This window comes from Methylocaldum sp. RMAD-M (genome assembly GCF_017832375.1).
GTDB lineage: Bacteria > Pseudomonadota > Gammaproteobacteria > Methylococcales > Methylococcaceae > Methylocaldum.
In genome coordinates, this window is the sequence record NZ_JAFIBZ010000003.1 from 111,444 (window position 1) to 134,699 (window position 23,256).

The 23,256-nt window shown below is 58.7% G+C and carries 16 protein-coding genes and 1 pseudogene; 16 read left to right on the forward strand and 1 reads right to left on the reverse strand.

Annotated elements, in window-relative coordinates:
* The first annotated feature begins 176 nt into the window (after positions 1–176).
* The 16 genes and pseudogenes from JOD69_RS04205 (at position 177) to JOD69_RS04280 (ending at position 22,685) form a co-directional block, all read left to right on the forward strand.
* Positions 177–1,850, forward strand: a complete 1,674-nt coding sequence (locus JOD69_RS04205; RefSeq protein ID WP_086135448.1) for a formate--tetrahydrofolate ligase — start codon at positions 177–179, stop codon at positions 1,848–1,850.
* A 151-nt stretch (positions 1,851–2,001) separates the two neighbouring features.
* Positions 2,002–2,274 (forward strand): annotated as a pseudogene (locus JOD69_RS24985) (transposase); the annotation flags it as partial.
* A gap of 295 nt (positions 2,275–2,569) precedes the next feature.
* Entirely contained in the window at positions 2,570–3,694 is a 1,125-nt protein-coding gene (gene wecB, locus JOD69_RS04215) for a UDP-N-acetylglucosamine 2-epimerase (non-hydrolyzing) (RefSeq protein WP_240507122.1), read from the forward strand.
* A 457-nt stretch (positions 3,695–4,151) separates the two neighbouring features.
* On the forward strand, positions 4,152–5,441 hold the full coding sequence (locus JOD69_RS04220; protein ID WP_086135449.1) for an O-antigen ligase family protein: 1,290 nt from the start codon (positions 4,152–4,154) through the stop codon (positions 5,439–5,441).
* The gene (locus tag JOD69_RS04225) at positions 5,438–6,457 is read left to right on the forward strand and encodes a family 10 glycosylhydrolase (RefSeq protein ID WP_086135450.1); all 1,020 of its coding nucleotides are present in this window, start codon (positions 5,438–5,440) and stop codon (positions 6,455–6,457) included. The genes JOD69_RS04220 and JOD69_RS04225 overlap by 4 nt, the downstream gene beginning before the upstream one ends.
* A 14-nt stretch (positions 6,458–6,471) precedes the next feature.
* On the forward strand, positions 6,472–7,314 hold the full coding sequence (locus tag JOD69_RS04230; RefSeq protein WP_280858473.1) for a glycosyltransferase: 843 nt from the start codon (positions 6,472–6,474) through the stop codon (positions 7,312–7,314).
* Positions 7,311–8,468, forward strand: coding sequence for a glycosyltransferase family 4 protein (locus JOD69_RS04235; RefSeq protein ID WP_168183904.1), 1,158 nt, complete (start codon positions 7,311–7,313; stop codon positions 8,466–8,468). The genes JOD69_RS04230 and JOD69_RS04235 overlap by 4 nt, the downstream gene beginning before the upstream one ends.
* Positions 8,469–8,479: 11 nt before the next feature.
* Positions 8,480–9,616, forward strand: a complete 1,137-nt coding sequence (locus tag JOD69_RS04240) for a glycosyltransferase family 4 protein (protein WP_168183905.1) — start codon at positions 8,480–8,482, stop codon at positions 9,614–9,616.
* Between the two features lie 100 nt (positions 9,617–9,716).
* The gene (locus JOD69_RS04245; protein WP_086135454.1) at positions 9,717–11,387 is read left to right on the forward strand and encodes a Gfo/Idh/MocA family oxidoreductase; all 1,671 of its coding nucleotides are present in this window, start codon (positions 9,717–9,719) and stop codon (positions 11,385–11,387) included.
* Between the two features lie 478 nt (positions 11,388–11,865).
* Complete coding sequence (locus tag JOD69_RS04250; protein ID WP_168183906.1) at positions 11,866–14,058, forward strand: bi-domain-containing oxidoreductase; 2,193 nt, start codon at positions 11,866–11,868, stop codon at positions 14,056–14,058.
* A gap of 28 nt (positions 14,059–14,086) precedes the next feature.
* On the forward strand, positions 14,087–14,710 hold the full coding sequence (locus JOD69_RS04255) for a methyltransferase domain-containing protein (protein ID WP_086135456.1): 624 nt from the start codon (positions 14,087–14,089) through the stop codon (positions 14,708–14,710).
* 46 nt (positions 14,711–14,756) lie between these two features.
* A complete protein-coding gene (locus JOD69_RS04260) occupies positions 14,757–16,052 on the forward strand; it encodes an oligosaccharide flippase family protein (RefSeq protein WP_168183907.1) in 1,296 nt (431 codons plus the stop codon).
* 36 nt (positions 16,053–16,088) lie between these two features.
* A complete protein-coding gene (locus tag JOD69_RS04265) occupies positions 16,089–17,978 on the forward strand; it encodes an alginate lyase family protein (protein ID WP_086135458.1) in 1,890 nt (629 codons plus the stop codon).
* Positions 17,979–18,460: 482 nt separating this feature from the next.
* Positions 18,461–19,216, forward strand: coding sequence for a WecB/TagA/CpsF family glycosyltransferase (locus JOD69_RS04270; RefSeq protein WP_086135459.1), 756 nt, complete (start codon positions 18,461–18,463; stop codon positions 19,214–19,216).
* A 29-nt stretch (positions 19,217–19,245) separates the two neighbouring features.
* The gene (locus JOD69_RS04275; protein WP_086135460.1) at positions 19,246–20,907 is read left to right on the forward strand and encodes an exosortase C-terminal domain/associated protein EpsI; all 1,662 of its coding nucleotides are present in this window, start codon (positions 19,246–19,248) and stop codon (positions 20,905–20,907) included.
* A 167-nt stretch (positions 20,908–21,074) separates the two neighbouring features.
* Entirely contained in the window at positions 21,075–22,685 is a 1,611-nt protein-coding gene (locus tag JOD69_RS04280; RefSeq protein WP_086135461.1) for an MraY family glycosyltransferase, read from the forward strand.
* A 193-nt stretch (positions 22,686–22,878) separates the two neighbouring features.
* Here the strand turns inward: JOD69_RS04280 and JOD69_RS04285 are convergent, their stop codons facing one another.
* Complete coding sequence (locus tag JOD69_RS04285) at positions 22,879–23,250, reverse strand: diacylglycerol kinase (RefSeq protein WP_077729263.1); 372 nt, start codon at positions 23,248–23,250, stop codon at positions 22,879–22,881.
* Positions 23,251–23,256: the final 6 nt, after the last annotated feature.

The following is a 23,256-nucleotide window of genomic DNA, read 5'->3' on the forward strand; positions in this document are numbered from 1 at the left end:
AAAGCCCAACCCGATAGTGTAGCCAAGAACTCGGCCGGCTTGCTGCGTTGCTTCCGGCAACTTGTTAATATCTGCCAACTTCGAGGGTTCGGTTACGGCGTTTGACGCCTTGTGCTCGCTGCCCTTTTGATCCCGACTTCCATATCCACGACCGAGATAGATAAAAAGGTGCATTCATGTCCGACATCGAAATCGCTCAAAAAGCCAAGATGCTGCCGATCATCGATCTGGCCAAAGACAGGCTGGGTATAGCGCCAGAACATCTCGACCCGTACGGCCACTACAAGGCCAAGCTATCCCTGGACTATATCGACGGTCTCAAGAACAGGCCCAACGGCAAGCTGATTCTGGTCACCGCCATCAGCCCGACGCCGGCGGGGGAGGGCAAGACCACCACGACCGTGGGTTTGGGTGACGCGCTGAACCGGCTGGGCAAGAAAACCATGATCTGTCTCAGGGAGCCCGCTCTGGGGCCGTGTTTCGGCGTCAAGGGAGGAGCGGCCGGAGGCGGCTACGCTCAGGTCGTGCCCATGGAGGACATCAATCTTCATTTCACCGGCGACTTCCACGCCATCGGTGTCGCCCACAACCTGCTGTCGGCGATGATCGACAACCACATCCACCACGACAACCGGTTGAACCTCGATCCGCGCCAGATCGCCTGGAAGCGTGTCATCGACATGAACGACCGCGCACTGCGCGACATCGTCATCGGCCTGGGCGGAACGGCCAATGGCTTTGCGCGCGAAGACGGCTTCGACATCATCGCCGCCTCAGAAGTGATGGCCATCCTGTGCCTGTCGAGCTCCTTGAAAGAACTGAAAGAGCGCCTCGGAAACATCCTGGTGGGTTATACCCGTTTCGACAATAAGCCGGTTTTCGCCCGCGATCTCAAGGCGCACGGCGCCATGGCCGCGCTGCTGAAGGACGCTCTGCGGCCGAATCTGGTCCAGACTCTGGAAAACAATCCGGTATTCGTCCACGGCGGTCCTTTCGCCAATATCGCCCACGGCTGCAACTCGGTGGTCGCGACCAAGACAGCCTTGAAGCTGGCCGATTACGTGGTGACCGAAGCAGGCTTCGGCGCCGATCTCGGGGCGGAGAAATTCATCGACATCAAGTGCCGCAAGGCCGGCCTCAAGCCTGACGGCGTGGTGCTGGTCGCGACCGTGCGGGCGCTCAAGTCGCATGGCGGCGTGCCGGTCAAGGAACTGCAACAGGAGAACCTGGAAGCTGTGGAAGCCGGTTTCGTGAATCTGGAGCGGCACCTCGGCAACGTGCAGCAGCGGTTCGGCTTGCCCTGCGTCGTCGCCATCAATCATTTCACCTCGGACACCGACGCCGAAATCGCGCTGCTCAAGCGCAAGGTCGAGGAGATGGGGGCCAAGGTCATCGTCTGCCGGCACTGGGCCGAGGGCGGAAAGGGCGCGGAAGACCTGGCTCGGGAAGTCGTCCGGATGGTCGATGCCGGTCAGTCGAATTTCAGTTTCCTTTATGAAGAGCAAGCGCCGCTTTGGGACAAGATCAAGACGATCGCCACCCAGCTGTACGGGGCGGCGGATATCACCGCGGACAGCAAGGCCCGTCAGCAGCTCGAGCGCTTGAGCGAGGAATACAGCCATTTCCCGGTGTGCATCGCCAAGACGCAGTACTCGTTTTCGAACGATCCGAATCTCAAGGGAGCGCCGTCCGGCCACGTGCTCTCCATCCGCGAAGTGCGGCCTTCCCACGGCGCCGAGTTCGTGGTGGCCGTCTGCGGCAGCATGATGACCATGCCGGGACTGCCCAAAATGCCGGCGGCCGAGGCCATAGACGTGGACGACAACGGCCGGATTACGGGCTTGTTCTAAAGGTTCAACGAAGCGCCGGCGGAAGCGTCGGCAAAAGGATTGCCGACCTACGACACTAAAAGCCTATCTCAGTAGGCCGTTCGCCCTGAGCCTGTCGAAGGGTTTTATCACCTACTGGGATAGGCTCTAATACTACAGCCGCAGTTGTTGGTCTAACGAGGCATGGTACTCGACTGAGGAGGCCACCATGAGGGCTTACCTGGTGAAACCGTTGGCCGACCCGGAGGCGGTGCTGATGGTGGACGAGACGGGCTCTCTGAAGAATGGCATCCACTCGGTTGGCGTGAAGCGGCAATACAGCGACACGGCCGGTCGCATCGAGAACAGCCAGACACGTCTTGGCCTAGTCAAGCTGGTGGCACCGGCATCAGTGGAGCGCCGGCAGTGCCATTACCGACGCCGCTGTCGCGGTCATCCACCATAACTGCGGCTGTAGTACTAAGTCAGTTGTAGGTCGGGAATCCCTTCCCGACAGAATTGCCGGCAAAGTTTTGTCGGCCTGCGGCTACCGCCACCAGAAATGAGGGGAAGTTTGTTCGGCACAAGGCTTGGGGGCGATTTAAGCGCTCTTACGTATAAACTTCTTAGGACGTCCACGCATAAACTCGTTACATCGCTCGGCGATTGTTCAATTCTCGAAGCGTGTGGCGCGGAATCGTTGTAATGCGAATGGCCGTTTGGTGCAGTGCTAACACGAAAAACCGAAGAGAGACGATGCTTTGAATACAATCGCCCAGACCTACAAGATGTTTATCGTCGCCGGTGCGCGGCCCAATTTCATGAAGATCGCCCCGATCATCCGGGAGCTTCGGCAGGGCTCGTATCCGTTCGAATACAAGCTGGTCCATACCGGGCAGCACTACGACAAGGAAATGAGCGACGTGTTCTTCGAAGAATTGGAGATACCGTCGCCGGATTATCACCTGGAGGTGGGCAGCGGCTCCCATGCCGAGCAGACGGCGAAAGTGATGGTCCGTTTCGAGGAGATCTGCCTGAAGGACCGGCCCGATTTGGTGATGGTGGTGGGCGACGTGAATTCGACGCTGGCCTGCTCGATCGTGGCGAAGAAGCTCGGGATCAAGGTGGCTCACGTGGAGGCTGGACTTCGGAGCGGAGACATCACGATGCCGGAGGAGGTCAACCGCATCGTGACCGATTCGATATCCGACTATTTCTTCGTGACCGAAAAAAGCGGCGTAAGTCACTTGTTGGCCGAAGGCAAACGGAAGGACAGCATCTTCTTCGTGGGCCACGTGATGATCGACAATCTGTTTCATCAGGTGGAAAAGCTGAAACACCTCGCGCCGACGGCATTCGAGACGACGATCTTCAAGCAGCGGAATCCGTCCTATGGCGTCGTCACGCTGCATCGGCCTTCCAATGTGGATAGTCCGGAAACGCTGGCCGGCATCGTCGAGGCATTGGCGGAGGTGAGCACCGCATTGCCTCTGATATTTCCCATACACCCCCGCACTCAGGCGAACATCCAGAAATTCGGCCTGACGATTCCCGATTCCATCGTCACCACGAAACCTCTGTCCTACATGGAATTCTTGAACCTGTTCAAAGACGCCAGGATGGTGTTGACGGACAGCGGCGGCATTCAGGAAGAGACCACGGCGCTCGGCGTCCCTTGCATTACCCTGCGCGACAACACGGAACGCCCGATTACGGTCGAAGAGGGTACGAACGTGATCGTGGGTTCCGATCCTGCGCGTATCGTGGCGGAAGCTCGAAAAGTGCTGAGCGGATCGGGTGCGGCAAGGAAAAAGCCGGAGTTATGGGACGGTAAAGCATCGGCCCGAATTCTATCCGTTCTTTCGGACGCTATGCGTGCCGACTGAACAAGTTCATCGCAGGAGGCGCGAAGCGAAGTAAACGGAGCTTATGCGAAGGCGAAAGCCGGATTTTTTCTAGAGTATTTTCCGGTTTGGCATCGCGCTCCGAGGTGCTGTAGGTCGGCAATCCTTTCCCGATCGCAAACGGTTGTTTTAGTCGCGACCCTTCCGACAAAGTCCCTGGCCGATCCTGTGTGTCGGCAAGGGATTGCCGACCAACGATTTTCCTAATCCTCGCCGCTAAGCGGCGGTGAAAAACGCTCTAGTCCCGGCCTCAAGACGCAGTCTGAGGTCGTGGTATGCGCCCCGAACCGGTCGGATTGCCACTCGGGTTGATCCGAGGCCGACCGGCGTCATTTTTCGGCAGTACGTTTCGGCCGCGGCTCGCATAGTCCGAAGCCGAATTGCAAGGTAGCTCAGTGGTTTATTGGAATGATTCCACAGTATGCCGACGTAATCCCTTATGTTTTTCGTATTGCTTCTCGTCGCCGTGGGCCTGTATGGCCTGCTGGCTCTTTGGTCCCCGGTATTCCTGCTCAATTATGCGTTGCTGACGGGGCCGATTCCGTTGACGCCCGGGAGCGATGAGATCAGCTCGACGCCTATGGGGCACATGAGTCTCGCAGCCGTGCGGTTGTTCGGGCTATGGGTTGCCGTTTGCCTGGTTTTGGTTCCCCGCCTGTCGAAGACGCTCAAATACCTGTCCCGCTACAAGCTTCACTTGCTGTTTCTCGCGTTCTGCCTGACGTCGATCTTGTGGGCGCCGAGCTTGTCGTTCGGTCTCAGGATGATCGCCAAATTGAGCGCGCCGCTTCTGTTCGTGATGCTCGTCATGACCGCCGTGTCCTCATCGCGTCAGCTCCAGCACACGGAGCGAATCATCCTGGCGAGCGGCATCGTCATGGTGGTGTTGGCCTTGATGGCGCGGCTCTTCGGTCTGAGTTCCGATCCGAGACTTACGCTTCCTCATACCAGCCCGGCCACGTTTTCTGCCCATATCGCCGCCGTGAGCATGCTTGCCATGGCCGGGTTTGCCGTTGCCGATAAAACCTTATCCAGAGGACTGATGATTATCGGATTCTCGATCGTGGTGATGGCCGCGTTTACCCGTATCACGATAGCCGCGATATTCATCGGATTTTCGGTGATTCTGTTCCTGGGCCGCCGAGGTATCGGCAGAATCATTCTTCCCGTATTCAGCATCATGAGTTTCCCGGCCTTGTTTCTGCTCAGCCCGAAATTCCGAAGCAGGATGTTTATCGGCGGCGAGCAAATGAGTTTCGATACGGTAATCGCGAATCCTGAGGATGCCGTGGGAAGAATTCATGGCTCCGGCCGTTTCGACGCCTGGGAAATGGTGCTGAATCGATTTTTCGAACCCCATCCCTTGCTGGGCTCCGGGATCGGGGCGACCCAGGATTTCTTTTACGAACGCTCGGCGGGCGGATTGGGTGTCATTCACTCGGAATACGTGAGGATGCTGAGCGAAATCGGTGTCGTGGGTCTGACCTTATTCATATTGGTCATCCTTGGCTATTTATGGCGATTGTTTCGTATCTTGCGGTTTCGTGACGATTCTCAAACCAGGAAATATGCGCTTGCCGGTGTCGGAGGCTTGACGACTTATGTGATTTTCATCGCCACGGATAACGGTTTCGATTACGTGACGCAATTCGCGATATTCGTGTTTTCTTTGGTCGCCATGGCCGAAAAAGCGAACGAATTGTCCGAGAAACATGGAGGTGCCCGATGAGGTTGAATCGTCGGCAATTTTTGGCGGCAACCGCGTCTTTGTGCGTTTATCCGCTGTCCGGCGGCTCCGCCGAAGAGATGAACGAAAGCCGGGCGATTCTCGACGAGGGATTGCATTGGCTGGGGTATTCGAACGCGGAAAAGATATGCCGTCGGGTGAAAGAAGCCGGCTTCAATGTGCTGGTGCCGTGTATCTGGGACGGCCGGGGAACCACATGGCCTAGCCGTCTGGCACCCCGAGACGAGCGGCTGCGGGGTTATATCAAAGGCCAAGGCGAACAGTTCGACCCGGTGCGCATCCTGCTGGATACCGCGAAAAAACATGATTTGGAGGTTCATCCCTGGTTCTCGATGGGGCTCCGGAACCGGGACGATTTATTTCCGGAATTGGCGGTAAAAGGCGCGAAATCGTTCGACTGGTATAAGCCCGCGTTTCGGGATCGAATTACCGAGATCGTGTTGGAAGTGATCGCGAAATATCCCGTCGACGGCGTGAATCTCGATTATGTTCGCTTTTCGGTACCGCAGGGCAAGCGGGCCGACGAAGCGGAGCGCGCGATATCAGGGGTTATAGGGAGAATATATAAGGAAGGAAAACGTTTGAAACCGAATTTGGTGGTCAGTGTCGATGCCGCCCCATGGAAGGACGATATAAAAACCTTCGGTCAAAACGCTCCGAAATGGGCCGACGAAGGAATCGTGGATGTCGTTTATTCCATGCAATATCACGCCAATCCGGATTTCGGCATCATCAAAACCATTCAATCCAAAATGAAGCGTCCCGAGGCGATGGTCGTCATGGTCGGAAATTTCGACCGTGTCGGTCCGGGGAACAAGGTGGTCGATCGCCGTCCCGATCGGCTGTCCGAGCTTATCTCTAAAGCGCGAGCCTTATCGAAGGGGAATGGCGTCGCTGTTTATCTTTACGGACAGCTGAGCGAGCGGCAGATCGAGACTCTGCGAAAAGGGGTTTTTCGAGCCAAGGCGAAGCCGTCTTGGAGGCGGGCCAGGGTTTGATGATTAGGGAATGTATGAGCTCATCATTGGAAAATAGACCCGAACCGCCAAAGGTATCGATCGTCATGACGGCATTCAATGCCGATCGGTATATCGAATCCTCGATATCCGCCGCCCTGGCTCAGGATTATGCGAACTTCGAAGTGGTTTTTCTGGATGACGGATCATCCGACGCGACGGAAAATATTTGCAAAGCGATAAAGGATCCGCGTTTCCACTATATCAGGTGCGAACGCATGGGCCGGTCGCGAGCGCTTAACGAAGCGATTCGAAGGGCATCCGGGGACTATATCGCGATTAATGACGCCGACGATTTGAGCGTTTCTTGGCGTCTGTCTTACGTGGTCGGATTTCTGCTCGATAATCCGGACGTGGCGATCGCGGCTACCCGATATATATCGACCGACATCTTTCCAGGAACGATCCCCGAAATATCGAGCCAGCCCGCGGCCGCCGCGGGAGAACGGCCTGTTTCAATTACGGTAGCCAGACTCTATCGCAGTAACCCATTGGTTCATTCCACGGCGATATATCCGAGATCGATATGGCGACGCGTCAAAGGGTATGACGAAAGCCTGGAGATGTGCATAGACTACGATTTTTTCATTCGCGCGATGCGGCACGGCGGAGTGGTATTACTCCCGCTGCCGGCGGTCATTTATTATCGAAATCCATCGAGTTTCTTCAAAACCAAGAGTTCAATAAGTTATCTGCACAATTTACGGATTATCCGGCGCCGAGCCAGAACTATTTTACCGCTGCCGAAATGGGCGAGGATTTATGATTTGATTCCCTGGTATGCGGTTATTAAATGGCAGGTCATGAATTTTGTCCGGGGCAGTATGGAGCAGGTATGAACCTGGCCATCGTAACGAATATACTGACGCCGTATCGGATTCCGTTATTCGAGGCGATATCCCGGCAAGTAGACCGTTTATCGGTCTTGCTCATGGCGGAAACCGAGGAGAACCGGGATTGGATTCTGGAGGCTTACCGTTTCGATGCGGAAGTTTTGCCGGGATTTCATTTGCCGATCCGGGGCCGTGAGACTGCCGTTCACATGAACTACGGAGTAACCGAGCGGCTAAGGCGACTGAATCCCGATCTCGTTCTTAGCGGCGGATTCGCCCCCGCCAATTGGGGGGCTCTTCTGTATTGCGCGAAACATCGAAAACCGTATTTGGCCTGGGGCGAGTTGGCGCTTAGGAGCTGCGCCGGCGGCAGTCGACTGCGCCATGGGCTCAGGCGGTTGATCTGCGGGCTTTCCTCGGGAGCGATCGCGTCTTCGAGCGAAGCGAAGCATGTTTTCATGCACTATGGAATCGACGAAAAAGACATTCTGTTGGCACCGATGCCGATCGATGTGGACTACGTCAATTCGGAAGTGGCGGCGTGCAGAGCGCATCCCGGGTTTCGGGACATCAAGAGCCGGTATCCGGGGCCGGTCCTGCTGTCGGTCGCGCGGCTCATCGACGCCAAGGGTTATCCGCAGTTGTTCGACATGTACGCGGAGATCGTGAAGACGCGGCCGGAAACGACGCTCCTGGTGGTCGGAGACGGTCCGGAGAGAGAACGGTATGTAAACCATATCGCAGCGCGCGGGTGGGGCAACCTGCATCTGGTCGGACACGTTCAGTGGCGGGATTTGATGACCTATTACGCGCTCGCCGACATCGTCGTTTTTCCAAGCCTCGCCGATACGTTCGGCGCCGTTATCGCAGAGGGTATGGCGGCTGAACTTCCGGTCATTTCGTCGATCCATGCCGCTGCCACGGAAGATCTGATCGAGGAGGGCAAAACCGGGTTTGTCATCGACCCCCTCGATATTTCCGGCTCAATCCAAACCATATTGAAGGTTCTCGCCATGCCCGAGGAGGAGCTGCGCCGAGTCGGACACGAGGCTTTCTTGCGGGTCCGAAACATCGGCATCGAGGGTTCGGCCCGGCGGATGATCGAATTTTTCCACTCGAAGGTGAAACCTGGAGCCTCTCGCGCTATCAGACATAGATGATGGTTCAAGGAATGAAACGGAAGCTCCTGATCATAGGACCGACGCCGCCGCCGTATCACGGCGTGGCCGTTGCGACTGATATGCTGCTCCACTCCGAGCTTGCCCGGGCGTTCGAGGTATCGTTGGTGGACACGGCCGATAGGCGGGGCATCGCGAATGTATACAAGCCCGATGCCTACGACGTGGTTTTGTTCGTAAAGGAATGGCTCAGCCTGGCCAAGATCGTATTCACCGAGCGGCCGCACTTGGCTTATCTGCCGATCTCTCAATCCACCCTGGGCATTTTGAGGGACAGCTTGTTTTTCTGGTTCGCTTATTTGTCCGGATGCCGCCTGGTAATCCATCTGCACGGCGGCAATCTCAGGACGTGGTACGAGACGCAGGGGAAACCGGTCAAGGCGTACGTAAGCGCCTTTTTGCGGAGAACCGAACGCATCGTCGTGCTCGGCGATTCGCTGAGGCCGATATTCGACGGATTGGCGGATGCCGGGCGGGTCGCGGTGGTGTCGAACGGCATCGATTGGCCTCGTCAATATGTCAAAGACTATGAGCATCCAAGACAGGATGCGCGATTCAGGGTTCTCCATGTCGGTACGCTCAACCGAGCTAAGGGCACTTTGGCGCTTTTGGCGGCCGTTCCGCAGGTACTGCGCGCCAAGGGGGATCGTGCGGAATTCGTCATCGCCGGCGAATGGTCGAATCGCGAGGATCGGGATGAGGCCATGGCGTTTGTTCGGGAGCATGGCTTGAGCGCTGCCGTGACGTTTTCCGGACCGGTTTCCGGAGAAGAAAAGCTGAGACTGTATGCCTCCGCCGATCTGTTCGTGTTCGCCGGCATTCAGCAGGAAGGCCAACCTCTGGTCGTCCTCGAAGCCATGGCGGCGGGGTTGCCGGTCTTGTACTCCGATCGCGGTTGCCTTCGGGAGACCGTGATCGAGGGCGTCACCGGACTGGAGGTGCGGGCGAACGATGCGGATGACGTGGCGAGACGCATCGTATGGATGATGGACAACCGGCCGGGCAGGGAAGAGATGGGGCGAAATGCGCGCAAGCGATACGAGGCCCTGTATACCAAGGAGCGTTTTATCAAGGACATGGTATCGGTGTTCGATAGCGCCGGAGGCGAGTCGACGGCTAGCACCGCCTGACGCCACCCTGTCGAACCGTAGTTTATTGGCCTCGGACGAAGTCGCCCGTTCGGATATCGAACGGACACGAGGCTATCGTTGGAAGGGATAGCCAGCGCCAATGGAAATTGAATTCGCCGACAAGTCGTACCTTCTGCCCGATCCGGAGCCCCTTTACCCGTCGGTCCTGATCGAGGTGGAAGAGGCTGTCGCTTTCAGGAAGCCGGTTCAATCGGAAGCCCACCGCTTCGACTATCCGCACCGCCTGTCCAAAATCATCTTCTTTCTTTTGCGCGAGGGCCCGAGGCTCGCGTTGTCGAAAGCGAGAGCCGCCGGATTCCAGCGTCGGCTACACGCAAAGCGCGCCTTGGTGTTGGCCTACGGAAAAATCAGGGAAGGCTCGGATCTGTTCGTAGGTCTGGGACCTCAGGAATATCCCTATTCGTCGGTATTGGCCTTTCCCCGGCGCTGGTGCGTCAAGATTCCAGACCGGGAGCGATGGCGGCCGGTTTTGCACCGCGTTCTCCGGTATTTGAGCGAACATCCCGAGCGGTTCGAGGCGATGCACGGCTGGTCGCCTTACTCCGGGACCCATGTCGAGTTCGATTTGGAAAACGCTCTCCAAGACCTCGATTCGCACGCCGCTGACGACGGCGGCAACGATGCGATGATCGAGCGGCGGTACAAGCCGTCCCCGCGAAAATCCCGGTTCCAACGAAAAGAGCCAACGATAGGAAATGAAAGAGCGCTTTTCCTGATCGGCGCCGGCGCCTATGCCCAAGCTTACGTCCTGCCCAGCCTGAGACCTCTGCGGAGGCATACCGTCGTCGATCTGAATCCCGCCGCGGCGGCGGTGGTCGGCGCAAGGGAAGGGTTTGGTTACTGGGATACCTCCGCCACGCGGCCCTTGGCGAGGTTGCGCCATCTGGACGAACCCTGCGTTGTCATCTGTACCTATCACTCCACCCATCTGGAACTGGCGGAGCGAGCCCTGGCGATCAACGAACGTTCCAGGATATTCATGGAGAAGCCCCCGGTAACCGATTATCGGCAGCTTTGCCGGCTCTCCGATCTGCGCCGGCAGGAGGGCGCCTTCATCGAAATCGGATTCAACCGGAGACACAGCCGGATCATCGAACGGTGCCGGGATCTGTTGTCCCTTGGGAGCGGTCCGATTACCGTGACCTGCATCGTCAAGGAGCTGGGTCTTCCCGCTAGCCACTGGTATTACTGGCCGGCACAGGGGACGAGAATTACCGGAAACCTGTGCCACTGGATCGACTTGTCCTATTACCTGATCGGCGCTCCGCCCGTCGGGATAACGCTCGCCTCGCCGAGCGGGATTCCGGCCGGAGACGAGGTTTCCATTGTCATTGCGTTCAGGGATGGCTCCAAGGCGACGCTGGTCTCGACCGACCGGGGCAATTCCTTGCGCGGGGTACAGGAGTACGTCGATATACGGCGAGGGGATATGACTCTGACCATCCACGATTTTCTGAAGCTGGAGGTTCAGGTTGGGGCGCGACATCAGGTATTTCGTTATTGGTTCCGAAACAAGGGCCATGCCGAAATGTATCGGGATTATCTGAAGGCGGTCGAGAATCGGATGCCGCCTTCGTATCCGGCGGAGGATTTGCTGCAGGTATGCAGGATGTATCTGGCTGCATCGGAAATGGCCAGGCGCGGCATGAGCACATTGTCGCTGACCGAGCCGGAAGCCTACAGGCTGACGGCGTCCGCCGGGCTTCGCACATCGGACGTCAGCGTTGCCGGATTTGGTAGGGTGGGTTAGAGCGTTTTCATCTCGGATGTACGCTCGAAAAGGAGGCTGCCTTTGGCAGCCAGTGAGTTTGAAGCGGGTCTCGCCCCGCGGGCGAGTTTCTTTCTTTTGCTTGCCCAAAAGAAAGAAACCAAAGAAAAGGGCACCCGGATGGCGCGCTGATCCTGCGCGTCGCCGGCTGGAGCCGGGGGCGACAAAAGGCACGTCCAGGTGCCTTTGTCGCCGCGCGCAATCCCTTGCGCGCCCCTTCGGGCGGTTCCGACTCCAGCCGGCGATGCTCGGGCGCGCCATACGGGACGATTCAGTAATGCCGTACGTCTGATTAGAAAATGCTCTAAGTACATTCAGGGAAGTCTTGCGGCATACGCACCACTGCAGGAGAAATCCGCCAATCGAACTAATTTGTCGAGATTCCGCAAAAGTGTATGGAATGTACTTAGCCCTTCGACGATCAACATTCACTCCGAAAGACAGGGAGGTTCGCCGAGGAATGAAACAGCTCGTACAAAACTATCGTAAGGGATTGTTGAGGGTTTGCGAGGTGCCGGCACCGATGGTGCGGCCGGGCGGATTGATCGTCGCGAGCCGGTGCTCGCTGATCAGTGCCGGCACCGAGCGGGCGAGCGTGCGGGTCGCACAGAGAAGCCTGATGGGCAAGGCGATGGAACGACCCGATCAGGCCAGGAAAGTGATGGACCAGGTGAAGAAGAAAGGATTGGTGGAAACCGCCAGACTGGTTCTCAATCGCCTGGATGCTCCGGTGGCATTGGGCTACAGCTGCGCCGGGGTGGTGATCGAAGTAGGGGACGAGGTACAAGGTTTCAAGGTCGGCGATAACGTCGCCTGCGCCGGACAGAACTATGCGTCCCATGCCGAAATCGTGTTCGTCCCGAAGAATCTGTGCGTAAAACTCCCGGAGGGGGTCGATTTCCAGGACGCGAGTTATGTTGCCCTGGGCGCCATCGCCTTGCAGGGCATTCGCCAGGCCGAGCCGCGGTTGGGAGAAACGGTCGCGGTCATCGGCTTGGGACTGCTCGGCCAGTTGACGGTTCAGCTGTTGTTGGCCAACGGTTGCACGGTGATCGGATCGGACCCGGACCCCTATAAGCTGGAAATGGCCCGAGAGTCCGGTGCAATCGCCGTGCTGCCGGAGCAACTCGAGGAAGCGGCGGAAAGCCTGTCGAAGGGGCAGGGGGTGGACGCCTCGATCATCACGGCGAGCGCCAAGGACAACGGACCGGTGCGCGCGGCCGCGGCGGTCTGCCGCAAGCGCGGCCGCGTGATCGTGGTCGGCGCGGTGAGCATGAATCTTCCGCGCGAGCCGTTTTATCTCAAGGAGATCGATCTCCGGCTTTCGACCTCGTACGGCCCCGGCCGCCACGATCGGGTCTACGAAGAGAAGGGAGTGGATTATCCCTATGCCTATGTCCGCTGGACCGAGCGGCGCAACATGGAAGCCTTCTTGGACCTGGTCCGAAAACGGCATCTGGACCTGAAGCGACTGACGACCCATCGCTTTCCCATCGATCGTGCGACGGACGCTTACACCCTGATCATGGAAGAGACCGAGCCCTATCTCGGCATCGTGCTGGATTATCCGGCGATTGCCGGAGACCGGCCGGCTCGGGTGGTCGAGCTGCGGCCGGCCAGGAGCGAATCCCGCGTGCGCCTGGGCATCATCGGCGCCGGCAACCACGTTAAAGACATGCTGATTCCGCATCTTCGGGGCCGGCCCGGCGTGGAAATCCGTGCCGTGTGCACCGGCAGCGGGATCGGTGCCCGCGCGGTGGCGGACAAGCTTCAAGCGGCCTACTGTTCGAACGATTACGAAGCGATATTGGACGATAGGGACATCAACGCCGTTCTGATCGGGACCCGCCACGACAGCCATGCGGCCATGGTCGTAAAGGCGCTGGGCGCCGGCAAACACGTCTTCGTCGAAAAGCCTTTGTGCCTCGACGAAAACGAACTCGACGGGATCGCGGAGGTCTACGTCCGCGCGGCGCATTCGGGTCTGCGGCTGATGGTGGGATTCAACCGAAGACATTCGCCGCATGCGCGAAAGGTCCGAGCCCACTTCGACGGGCGCACGAGTCCCCTGGTCATGGTTTACCGGGTCAATGCCGGGACGATCGATCCGAGCCACTGGATCCAGGACCGCACCGTCGGCGGCGGACGCATCATCGGCGAAGGCTGCCACTTCGTCGATTTGATGCAGTCCGTTTGCGGTTCTCCGGTGACGACGGTTCGGAGCGTTTCGGTCGGATATCACCAAACCGGCATTACCAACGACCAGAGCATCATGGCTTTGGAATTCGCCGACGGCTCGGTGGGAACGCTGGTCTACGCGGCGGCGGGAGATACCGGATTGGCCAAGGAGCGCTTCGAGGCGTTCGGCGGCGGCAGAGCCGCCGTCATAGACGATTTCACGTCGACCGAACTCTACTCGGGCGGAAGGCGGCATGCCTTCCGCACCAGGAAACAGGAGAAGGGTTTCTTTGAAGAGATGGCCTTGTTTTGCGCGAGCCTGCTCAGGCCCGATGTCGTATTGCCGGCTTTTGACGAAATCGAGGCGGTGACGCGCGCCTGCATCGCGGCCGAACGGGGTTTCGTTACCGGCGAATGTTATCCGATAGGCACGACCACGGTCGTGCCGGGCGTAAGTTCTGCGGCTCTAAGCTGATTCCGCGCGCTTTCAAGGAAGATCCGCGATGCCCAGCCAAGTGCCGCCGCAACACTACAGCTTCGAGAGCTACGTTACGCCCGCCCGGTGGAACTCATACTGGCACCAAATCAGGGAGGTTGTTGCCGCGAAGCCGGATGATGTGCTTTACATCGGGATCGGAGACGACATCGTGCCGAAAGTTCTGGAGGCGCGGGGCATCAGGGTAAAGCGATTCGATTTCGATCCGAGTCTTGGCTGCGATTTCACCGGAGACGTGCGGGAAATCGCTTCGATCGTGCCCGTCGGCAGTGCGGATGTCGTCGTGTGTTGCCAAGTTCTCGAACATCTGCCGTACGAAGATTTCGAAGAAACGCTAAAAGGAATTTTCCGGATTGCCAGAAAGCGCGTCGTGTTAAGCCTTCCCTACGCTCACGTGACGCTTGCCGGTTTGCGGATGAAATTGCCGAAGACGCCGCGGATCTCGCTCAATTTGACTTTGCCTTGCTTTTGGCAGGATTGGAAATTCGACGGACAGCATTATTGGGAGATAGGCACGAAATTCTATTCAAGGAGGCGGATTGAAAATTCCATATCCAGGGTGGGGCGTATCGCTTACCAATTTTTCGCCAGCGACAACAAGTATCATCTCTTCTATATCTTGGAAAAATGAATATTTCCGCTGATTGAGTATTTTCTTGCGCGGTTACGGAATGGAAATGTTCTATGGGTGGCGCCGAAAACTGCACGCACGTTTCGATGCCTCTTCGCGCTTCAAGAAAAACTTTCTTAAAGTCGCCTCGGCGAGCCTCTTTGCCCAGGCCTTGCCGGTACTGGTCTCTCCGATCATGACTCGCTTGTACTCGCCGCACGATTACGGCGTTCTCGCTCTTTTTGCCGCCATACTGGGTGTCGCGGTGGCCATCGCCACCATGCGCTTCGATTGGCTGGTCGCCGCGGCCCACACAGAAAAATCGGCCGCCTATATCGAGGTGATCGGTATCCTCTATCTCTTGCTGATGTCCTTAGCCTATTTCGGCGTCTCCTTTTTCGGTCTCCATCATACGATCGCGTTCGTCGACTGGCAGATTATCGACCCTTTTCTCTGGCTCGTGCCTGTGGCCGTATTCGGGAGCGGTCTTCACACCCTGTTTTCGGGCTGGTTCGTTCGCGCGGCCCATCTCACCCCGGTAGCACGGGCACGAGTGAGACAAAGCCTGGCCGTGGTCGCGCTCGGTCTGATCGGCGGCATCTATTCTCTCGGAGCGCTGGGATTGATCGGGGCCACGGTGCTCGGCGCCTTCATCGGTGTCGGAGGTCTGTACCGGCACGCCCGGAACGATCTGCGGCGCAGCCTCGCGAATATCCGCGCGCTCGCGCTGTGCGCGAAAGCCCGAGCGATCCGGCGGCGCGTGCTGGTTTCGGGAAGTACGGGGATCATCAACGTCAGCGGCTTGCTATTGCCCGCCATCATGATTTCCCACCATTTTTCGGCCGTCGAGTTGGGGTGGTACGCGCTCATGTACCGCCTCGCCACCGGGCCGGTAAGTACGCTCACCGGCGCGGTCGGGCAGAGCTTCTGGGGCGAGGCGCGGAGCCTGGCCAATAGCGATTCCAAAGCGCTTCGGGCGCTGTTCGAGCGGACTTCGAGCCGGCTCATGCTTCTGAGCATCCCCGTCGCGATCGCCTGTCTCGCGGGTCCCTGGTATGTGGGCCTGATTTTTGGAAAAGAGGAGTGGAGCGGCGCGGGCGAAGTTCTCGCCGCATTGACGCCCTTCATCGTCGCTCAAATCATCGCGTCGCCGCTTTCGTCCGTCATCACGATCATGCGTCATGAAAGATGGCTATTTTTCTGGGATCTGGCGAGAACGCTAGTCGTGATCGCGATTTTTTCGGCGAGCGGACACTACGACATCGGTTTGACGACGGCGGTGCTCTCATATGCCATCGGCATGGCCGTGATGTATGCGCTCCTTTTTTACAAGACGCGGCGAATCATCGTTTCCCAGGGATAGGAGCCGATTCGAACTCCGATAGGCGCCCATAAGGCTATGGAAAGCATCATCTGGTACGTCAAACGCCTCGGCGTCATGAGCGGCGGGGAGATCGTTCATCGGCTCAACGAGCTGTGGACGCTGCGGCGGTTGCGGCGGGAGCATCGCCTTGGCGGCCGGCATGCGGACCGTCGTCCGGACGGCTTCACGTTCTGTCGTGGCTCCGTCCGGCAGATGCCCGATCTTCCCTTTGCCTTTCTGCCGACCGCTGCCGAAACCGAAAGCTGGCTGGCCGGGGAGTGGCCGGCCTTGGGATGCCGGTGGGCCTGGGCACCCGATCCGGGCATTTGGCATGTTGCCCCCGATACCGGCCACGTTTGGCCGCAAACCTTCTTCGGATCGATTGCGTATCGACAGGGCAATCCGCATGGCGATGCGCGCGTGGTGTGGGAACCCTCCCGTCTACAGCAATTGGTGAATTTGGCGCTGCTGGCGAACGCGGACGAGGACCGGGCGCGGGAAGCGGTCGAACTGATGGAAGCCGTGCTCGATTCCTGGGTGAAGGCCAATCCGCCCCTGACCGGGATTCATTACGTGTCCGCCATGGAATGTGCACTGCGGGTGATCGCCGCGTGCCATGCGCTGGATCTGACGAGAGATCGCCTAACGGCGCCCGAACAGACTTGGGGCAATCTGTTGAGGCTCGTTTCGTCCCACGCGCCACTCATCGCGAAAAGGTTGTCGCTTCATTCCTCGGCCGGCAATCACACCGTCGCGGAGGCTGCGGGGCTGGTCTATGCCGGAACCCTGTTCCCGGAGCTGCCGGATGCCTTTCGATGGCGGACGCGGGGACTTCGCATTCTCCAGCACGAAGCCGAGCGCCAGGTGCTCCCGGACGGGGGCGGAATCGAGCAGGCCTTCTGGTATCAGCTTTTCATCGTCGATTTGCTCGGGCTGGTAGAAGCGCTGCTCGAACACCGCCGGCACCGGGTACCGCGAGCCTTGGCCGATGCCGTTCGCCGTGGCCGGCGCTTCTTGAGAGCACTGGCCGACGGTCCGGACGATTTGCCACGAATAGGGGATTGCGACGACGGCTACGCGCTGTCCCGCCATCTCCGCATCAGCTGGAGCGGACCGGCGCCGGCGGAAAATCCCGCGATCTTTCCGAATACGGGTTATACGGTCGTCAGGGGACGCGGCGAACGGCCGGTGCGGTTGATCTTCGATCACGGTCCGCTCGGCATGGCGCCGGGCTTCGGGCACGCCCATGCCGATGCATTGTCCCTTCATGTGAAGGTCGGCGGCTGCGAGCTTCTGATCGATCCCAACACATACACCTATACCGGCGATCCGACCTGGCGGCGCTGGTTTCGAAGCACCGCCGCCCACAATACGGTGCGCGTCGACGGGCGGGATCAGGCGAGACAGGAAACGTCGTTCCAATGGTCGAACGGCCACGACGCTTCCCTGGTGAAGTGTCATCGCGACGAAAGCGGAAGAATTCTGCTGCTGGCCCGGCATGACGGATATCGCCGGTTAGGAATCACCCACTGGCGGGCGATCGCCTTCGACGGATCGGATCATCTGCTGATCCGGGATTATCTGGCCGGGCAGGGGCATCATGTCGCCGAACTGATCTGGCATCTCGGCGTCGAGGCGGCGCCCGCCGGAGCGGGGTTCGTCTTGAGCGGCAACGACATCGGCGCCCGGCTGGATCTTGCCGGAGGCGTCATGACCCTGCACCGCGGAGAAACGGATCCCATACTCGGCTGGCAGTCTCGGTGTTACGGAGTCCGAAAGCCGGCGGTTTCCATTCTGGTCCGATATGCCGGCGAATTTCCCCACCAATTCCACACTGCGCTCTCTTTCGATGATACACATCGCGACGGAATGGCGGCTTTGGAATTGTTATTGGAGCGCGCGATGGAGCCTTTGAAAACCATGTAATTCCATTCGGCATTCGAATGAACATTCATCGTAGGATGGGCAGAGCGAAGCGAAACCCATCGATGGCGGGTTAGCCCTTCGACAGGCTCAGGACAGGCCCCTAGTCTCCGCTCGGGACAGGCCCTTCGACAAGCTCAGGACAGGCTCCGCGTAACCCACCGATTGACGGTCGCTCGGTGGGTTACGGCGCACGCGAAGCGCAGTGATCGGCGGTCGGTCAGTGCTGATGTGCGCCTAACCCACCCTACAAACATGAATTCCTTATTGAAAGCGATTTGGAATAAGTCCCTGAATCGTGCCCTGACGACGTCACTTGAGCTTGCCATTCGATACGAAAACGATACGTAGCATTACTGGGGGTGTGACGATTTCACTGCGGATCGTGTCGATATGGTATGAGCGTCGATAACCCGCGATAAGCAGGGATCGACGGGTGGAGTCAGTCGTTCTCGATCTGTAGAACTCGTCAGGGAAGGGATTCCATGAATAACGAGAGAATCGATATTTTCGGCGTGCCCGTGGACGTCGTCGATTTCCCCAGGGCGCTGGCGATCGTCGACGATATCCTTCGATGCGGTGGGGGCGGATTTATCGCGGCGGTCAATCCGGAAAAGATCATGCGGGCCCGCGACGACGCGCGGCTCTTGCAGGCATTGAAGAGCGCGAAGCTGCTCATCCCGGACGGCATCGGCGTGGTCTGGGCCGCGCGCTGGCTGGGGCTGGGCTGCCCGAGCAGGGTGCCGGGAGCCGATCTGATGCCGGCCATCTGCGAAATCGGCGCGGCCCAAGGGCGAAACGTCTTTCTGTTCGGAGCAAGCCCCGAAGTGAACGAAAAGGTGGCGCGGATTCTTCCCGAGCGGTATCCGGGACTTCGCATCGCCGGCTTTCAGCACGGCTATGTCCGCGAACCCGATATGCCGAAGCTCGTGGCCGACATCAACGCATCGAGGGCCGAGATTCTGTTCGTCGCACTGGGAAGCCCCCGGCAGGAGTTCTGGATGATGCAGCACGCCCCCGAGCTCTCGGTAAAAGTGTGTCAGGGCGTGGGCGGCAGTTTCGATGTCATTGCCGGAAAGGTGAGGCGCGCTCCGGCGCTGTTCAGGCGCATGCATCTCGAGTGGTTTTACCGGCTCGCCCGCGAGCCCCAAAGACTCCGGCGGCAAGCCGAACTGCCGAAATTCGCATGGCGCGTGATGCGCGAGAAGTGGGCGAATCGCTCGGGCGTAGCGATGAACTGATGTATCATCGCTCCGGGCAGGATGCCTAGATGGATCAAGATATCGTGAAGGGAATTCACTCCGAGTTACAACGGAGAGCATCAGGCCGGGTCTGGTCGAGGCTCGCCATACTCGGTGTCTTGATAGCCATCATCTTTTTCGACGCGTTGACCTATACGGTCGATGCCTGGCTCAATTCGGATGAATATAGCCACGGCATCCTCATCCCCTTCGTCACGGCTTTTCTCATCTGGCAAAAAAAGAACGATATCGCGGCCGCGAGGATATCCGGATATCCGCCCGGTTCATCGCTCGTCGTCGCCGGATTGGCGTTCTTCTTTCTGGGCGAATTGAGCACGCTGCTCATCATCGAGCAGTACGCATTCCTGATCGTGCTTTTCGGCGTGGTTATCACCGCTCTGGGACCGGAAATTTTCCGCCTTGTCCGGGTTCCGCTGTTTTTTCTGTTTTTCGCGATCCCGTTGCCCAGTTTCATCTATCAGGGACTGTCTTCGGAGTTGCAACTGCTCTCTTCCCGGCTAGGGGTCGGCTTGATCCGCTTGTGCGATATCAGCGTCTACCTCGAGGGCAACGTCATCGACCTCGGCGCGTACAAGCTCCAGGTCGTGGAAGCGTGCAGCGGGCTTAGATACTTGTTCCCTCTCATGGGGCTGGCCTTCATCTGCGCTTACCTTTTCAAAGCGGCGCTTTGGAAGCGGGTGCTCGTGTTCCTGTCGAGCATTCCCATTACCGTTCTGATGAACAGCCTGCGCGTCGGGCTCATCGGGGTGCTCGTGGAATATCGGGGCCCGTCGATGGCGGAGGGCTTCCTGCACGATTTCGAGGGCTGGGCGATCTTCATGGCCTGTACCGCCATTCTGATCGGCGAGATTTGCTTGCTGGCGCGGATCGGTGAAGACAAGCGCCCGCTGAGTGAGCTTTTCGACATCGCTTTTCCCGAGCCTGCCCGAAAATATGCGGCCGAGGGCCGCGCCTTGGCTCCTTCTCCTTCCGGGAGACGGTGGCCCGAAGGGCCCGACGAGGGTATCGCACCTCGGAAGCGGAAGCTGCCTCGGGAGTTCTGGACGGTCGGAGGCATGCTGATCGTTGCGGCCGGCTTGTCGCTGTCTCTGGAGAAGCGGGCGGAATCGGTTCCGCCGCGCGCATCGTTCGCCGAGTTTCCGATGCAAATGGACGCCTGGCAGGGACGGCGCGAGATCATGGAACAGCAGTATGTCGATGCCTTGAAGTTCGACGATTACATCTTGGCCGATTTCAGCAAGGGCGGCGCGCCGCCGGTGAATTTCTACGCGGCCTATTACGCCTCGCAGCGCAAGGGCGAGTCGGTGCATTCCCCGCGTTCCTGCATACCGGGCGGCGGATGGCAGATCAAGTCCTTGGAGACGGTGTCAATTCCGGGCATCCGGCTTTACGCCGGCGATCTCAGGGTCAATCGGGTCCTGATTCAGAAAGGCGACGAAAGGCAACTGGTTCATTACTGGTTTCAGCAGCGTGGCCGGAATCTGACCAATGAATATCTCGTCAAGTGGTATCTGTTCTGGGACGCGCTGACCCTGAACCGTAGCGACGGCGCGCTGGTGCGACTTACGACCCGCGCACCTCCGGGCGAGGATCTCGCGGTGACCGAGAAGCGCCTCGTCAGTTTTCTCGCTTCGCTGATACCGCGATTGGACCGGTACGTCGCGAACTGAACGCCGGAATCCCATGCGTGGGCAAAGCGGCACTCGCATCGATGTCCATCCCATGATCTCTCCGGAGCGGAAGTCGGGCGGAAAGCGGAGTGCTAGGGGAATGAGAGGCTACTACGGCGAGTCGCCGTCGATATCACTGCAAAGGATGTGTGGGGCTGCCTCGGTTTATGTTTCATTTCTTCGTCTTTCTCACCGCCTTGTTCGTCGCGATGGTGTTGGTCGCGGTATTCATGCGGCTGGCGCCCCGCCTGAGGTTTGTCGACGTGCCGGACGGACGCAAGATTCACCATGCGGTTATTCCGCGGATCGGCGGTATCGGGATGGTCTTGGGCGCTGTAGCGTCCGTTTTGGCCTGGATCGATTTGAGCCGAAGCACCGAGATGTTTCTTTTCGGCATTGGCGTGATCACGGTTTTCGGTTTGTGGGACGATCGCGTCAATCTCGATTACCGGACCAAATTCGCCGGGCAGCTATTGGCGATCGCCGTGGTGGTTTGGCTCGGAGGTGTGGCGGTCGAACGATTGCCGGGGTTCGAGAGCCGGGAAATTCCGGCGTTCGTTTCGTATCCCTTGACCGTCTTCTTTCTCCTCGGGACCACCAACGCCACTAATTTGTCGGACGGCCTCGACGGGCTCGCGGCCGGCTTGAGTCTCCTGAGTCTCGCCTGTATCGCTTCCCTGGCCGATCTCGCGGAAGGCGACGAGCTGGTTTTTACGAGCCTGGCCATCATCGGCGCGACGCTCGGCTTTCTCCGCTACAACACCCATCCGGCCATGGTGTTCATGGGCGACACCGGCAGCCAGTTTCTCGGTTTCAGCCTAGGCGTGCTGGTGCTCATGCTGACCGAGCAAGTCAATACCGCGCTGACGCCGGGACTCGCCTTGCCCATTCTCGGATTGCCCATCATCGATACCTTGATGGTAATGACGCAAAGGATGGCCGAAGGCCGATCCCCGTTCAAACCGGACAAAAGCCATTTTCACCACAAGCTATTGGCCCTAGGGTTCGATCAGTACGAAGCGGTGCTGGCCATATACGCCGTTCAATCCCTATTCGTGGTATCCGCTTATCTGTTCCGGTACGAATCCTACTGGCTGATCGCGGCGCTTTATCTGGCTCTGAGCGCGGCGGTCGTCCTGTTTTACCCGCTCGCCCGAAAGTTCGGATGGCGGCTGCATGGCGGCACCTCGCCCGTGACGGGTTTTCTCAAGCGCGCGCGCGACCGGGCGAGACTGGACGAAACCCCGAATCTGGTATTGAGCCTGCTCATTACCGGATTTCTGATCATGGGGGCCGTGGTAGCCAGGGAACTGGCGTCCGATATCCGTTACTTCGTAGCCGTCAGTATGACGGCCTGGCTGGTCGCCCGCGTATCGCGACTGCCAGCGGCCAGATGGATAGAGCGGTTCGTGATTTATGCCTGCGTCATCCTGGTGATCTATTCGATCGAGCTCTCCGGCGTTACGGAACGGCGTCTTTGGCACATCGGGCTGAAATACTTTTTCCCGGTCTTGGCGGCCGTTACCGCCGTGGGTGTGCGCTTCTCCGGACGTTATTATTTTTCCGTTACCCCGTCGGACTTTCTGGTCGTATTCATCCTGCTGGCGGCAGCCAACCTGCCTGTCTTCGGCGAAGTGAACTACGCCAAGCTGGCGATTCAGTCGGCCGTGGTGCTCTACGGCGTGGAGTTCGTATTGAGACGGCGAAGCGCCGCCAGCCTGGCGATATCGATCGGGGCCATGGCGGCTTTCGTGATCGTCGGAATCAAGGCGCTTTAGGGCGTTGCTCACCATGTCCTAGTCGTAGGCATGAATAAGCGAAGCGTTTCCGGCAAAGGCGTAGGAAGCTTGTCGGCAATCCTCTGCCGATAAAACCTGCTGGCCGACCCGTTAATGTCGTGAAAGGATTCACGACCTACTGTGCGGCCGTGGTTCGTAGGTCGGCAACCCCTTGCCGACAGAACCGTCACCGTCAGCCGAATCTCGGCAGCAGCACGAGCAGCCAGATGATGCCGGCCAAGGTCAGGGCGAGGAACACCGCCGCGGAACCCACGTCCTTGGCCCGGCCGGACAGTTCGTGGTGCTCGAAGCTGATCCGGTCGACCACGATTTCGATACCGGTGTTGAGCAGTTCGACGATCAGGACCAGGAGAATGCTGCCCACCAGCAATGCCTTTTCGAAACCGGTTTGTCCGAGCCAGAATCCTAAAGGTCCGGTAACGATGAGCAGGTAAATTTCCTGACGGAAAGCTTCCTCGCTCAGCCAGACGGCTTTGAGTCCTTTCATGGAGTTGAAAAACGCCGCATGAATGCGGGACCAGCCGGTGAGATTCTGACCTGCCATGATTTC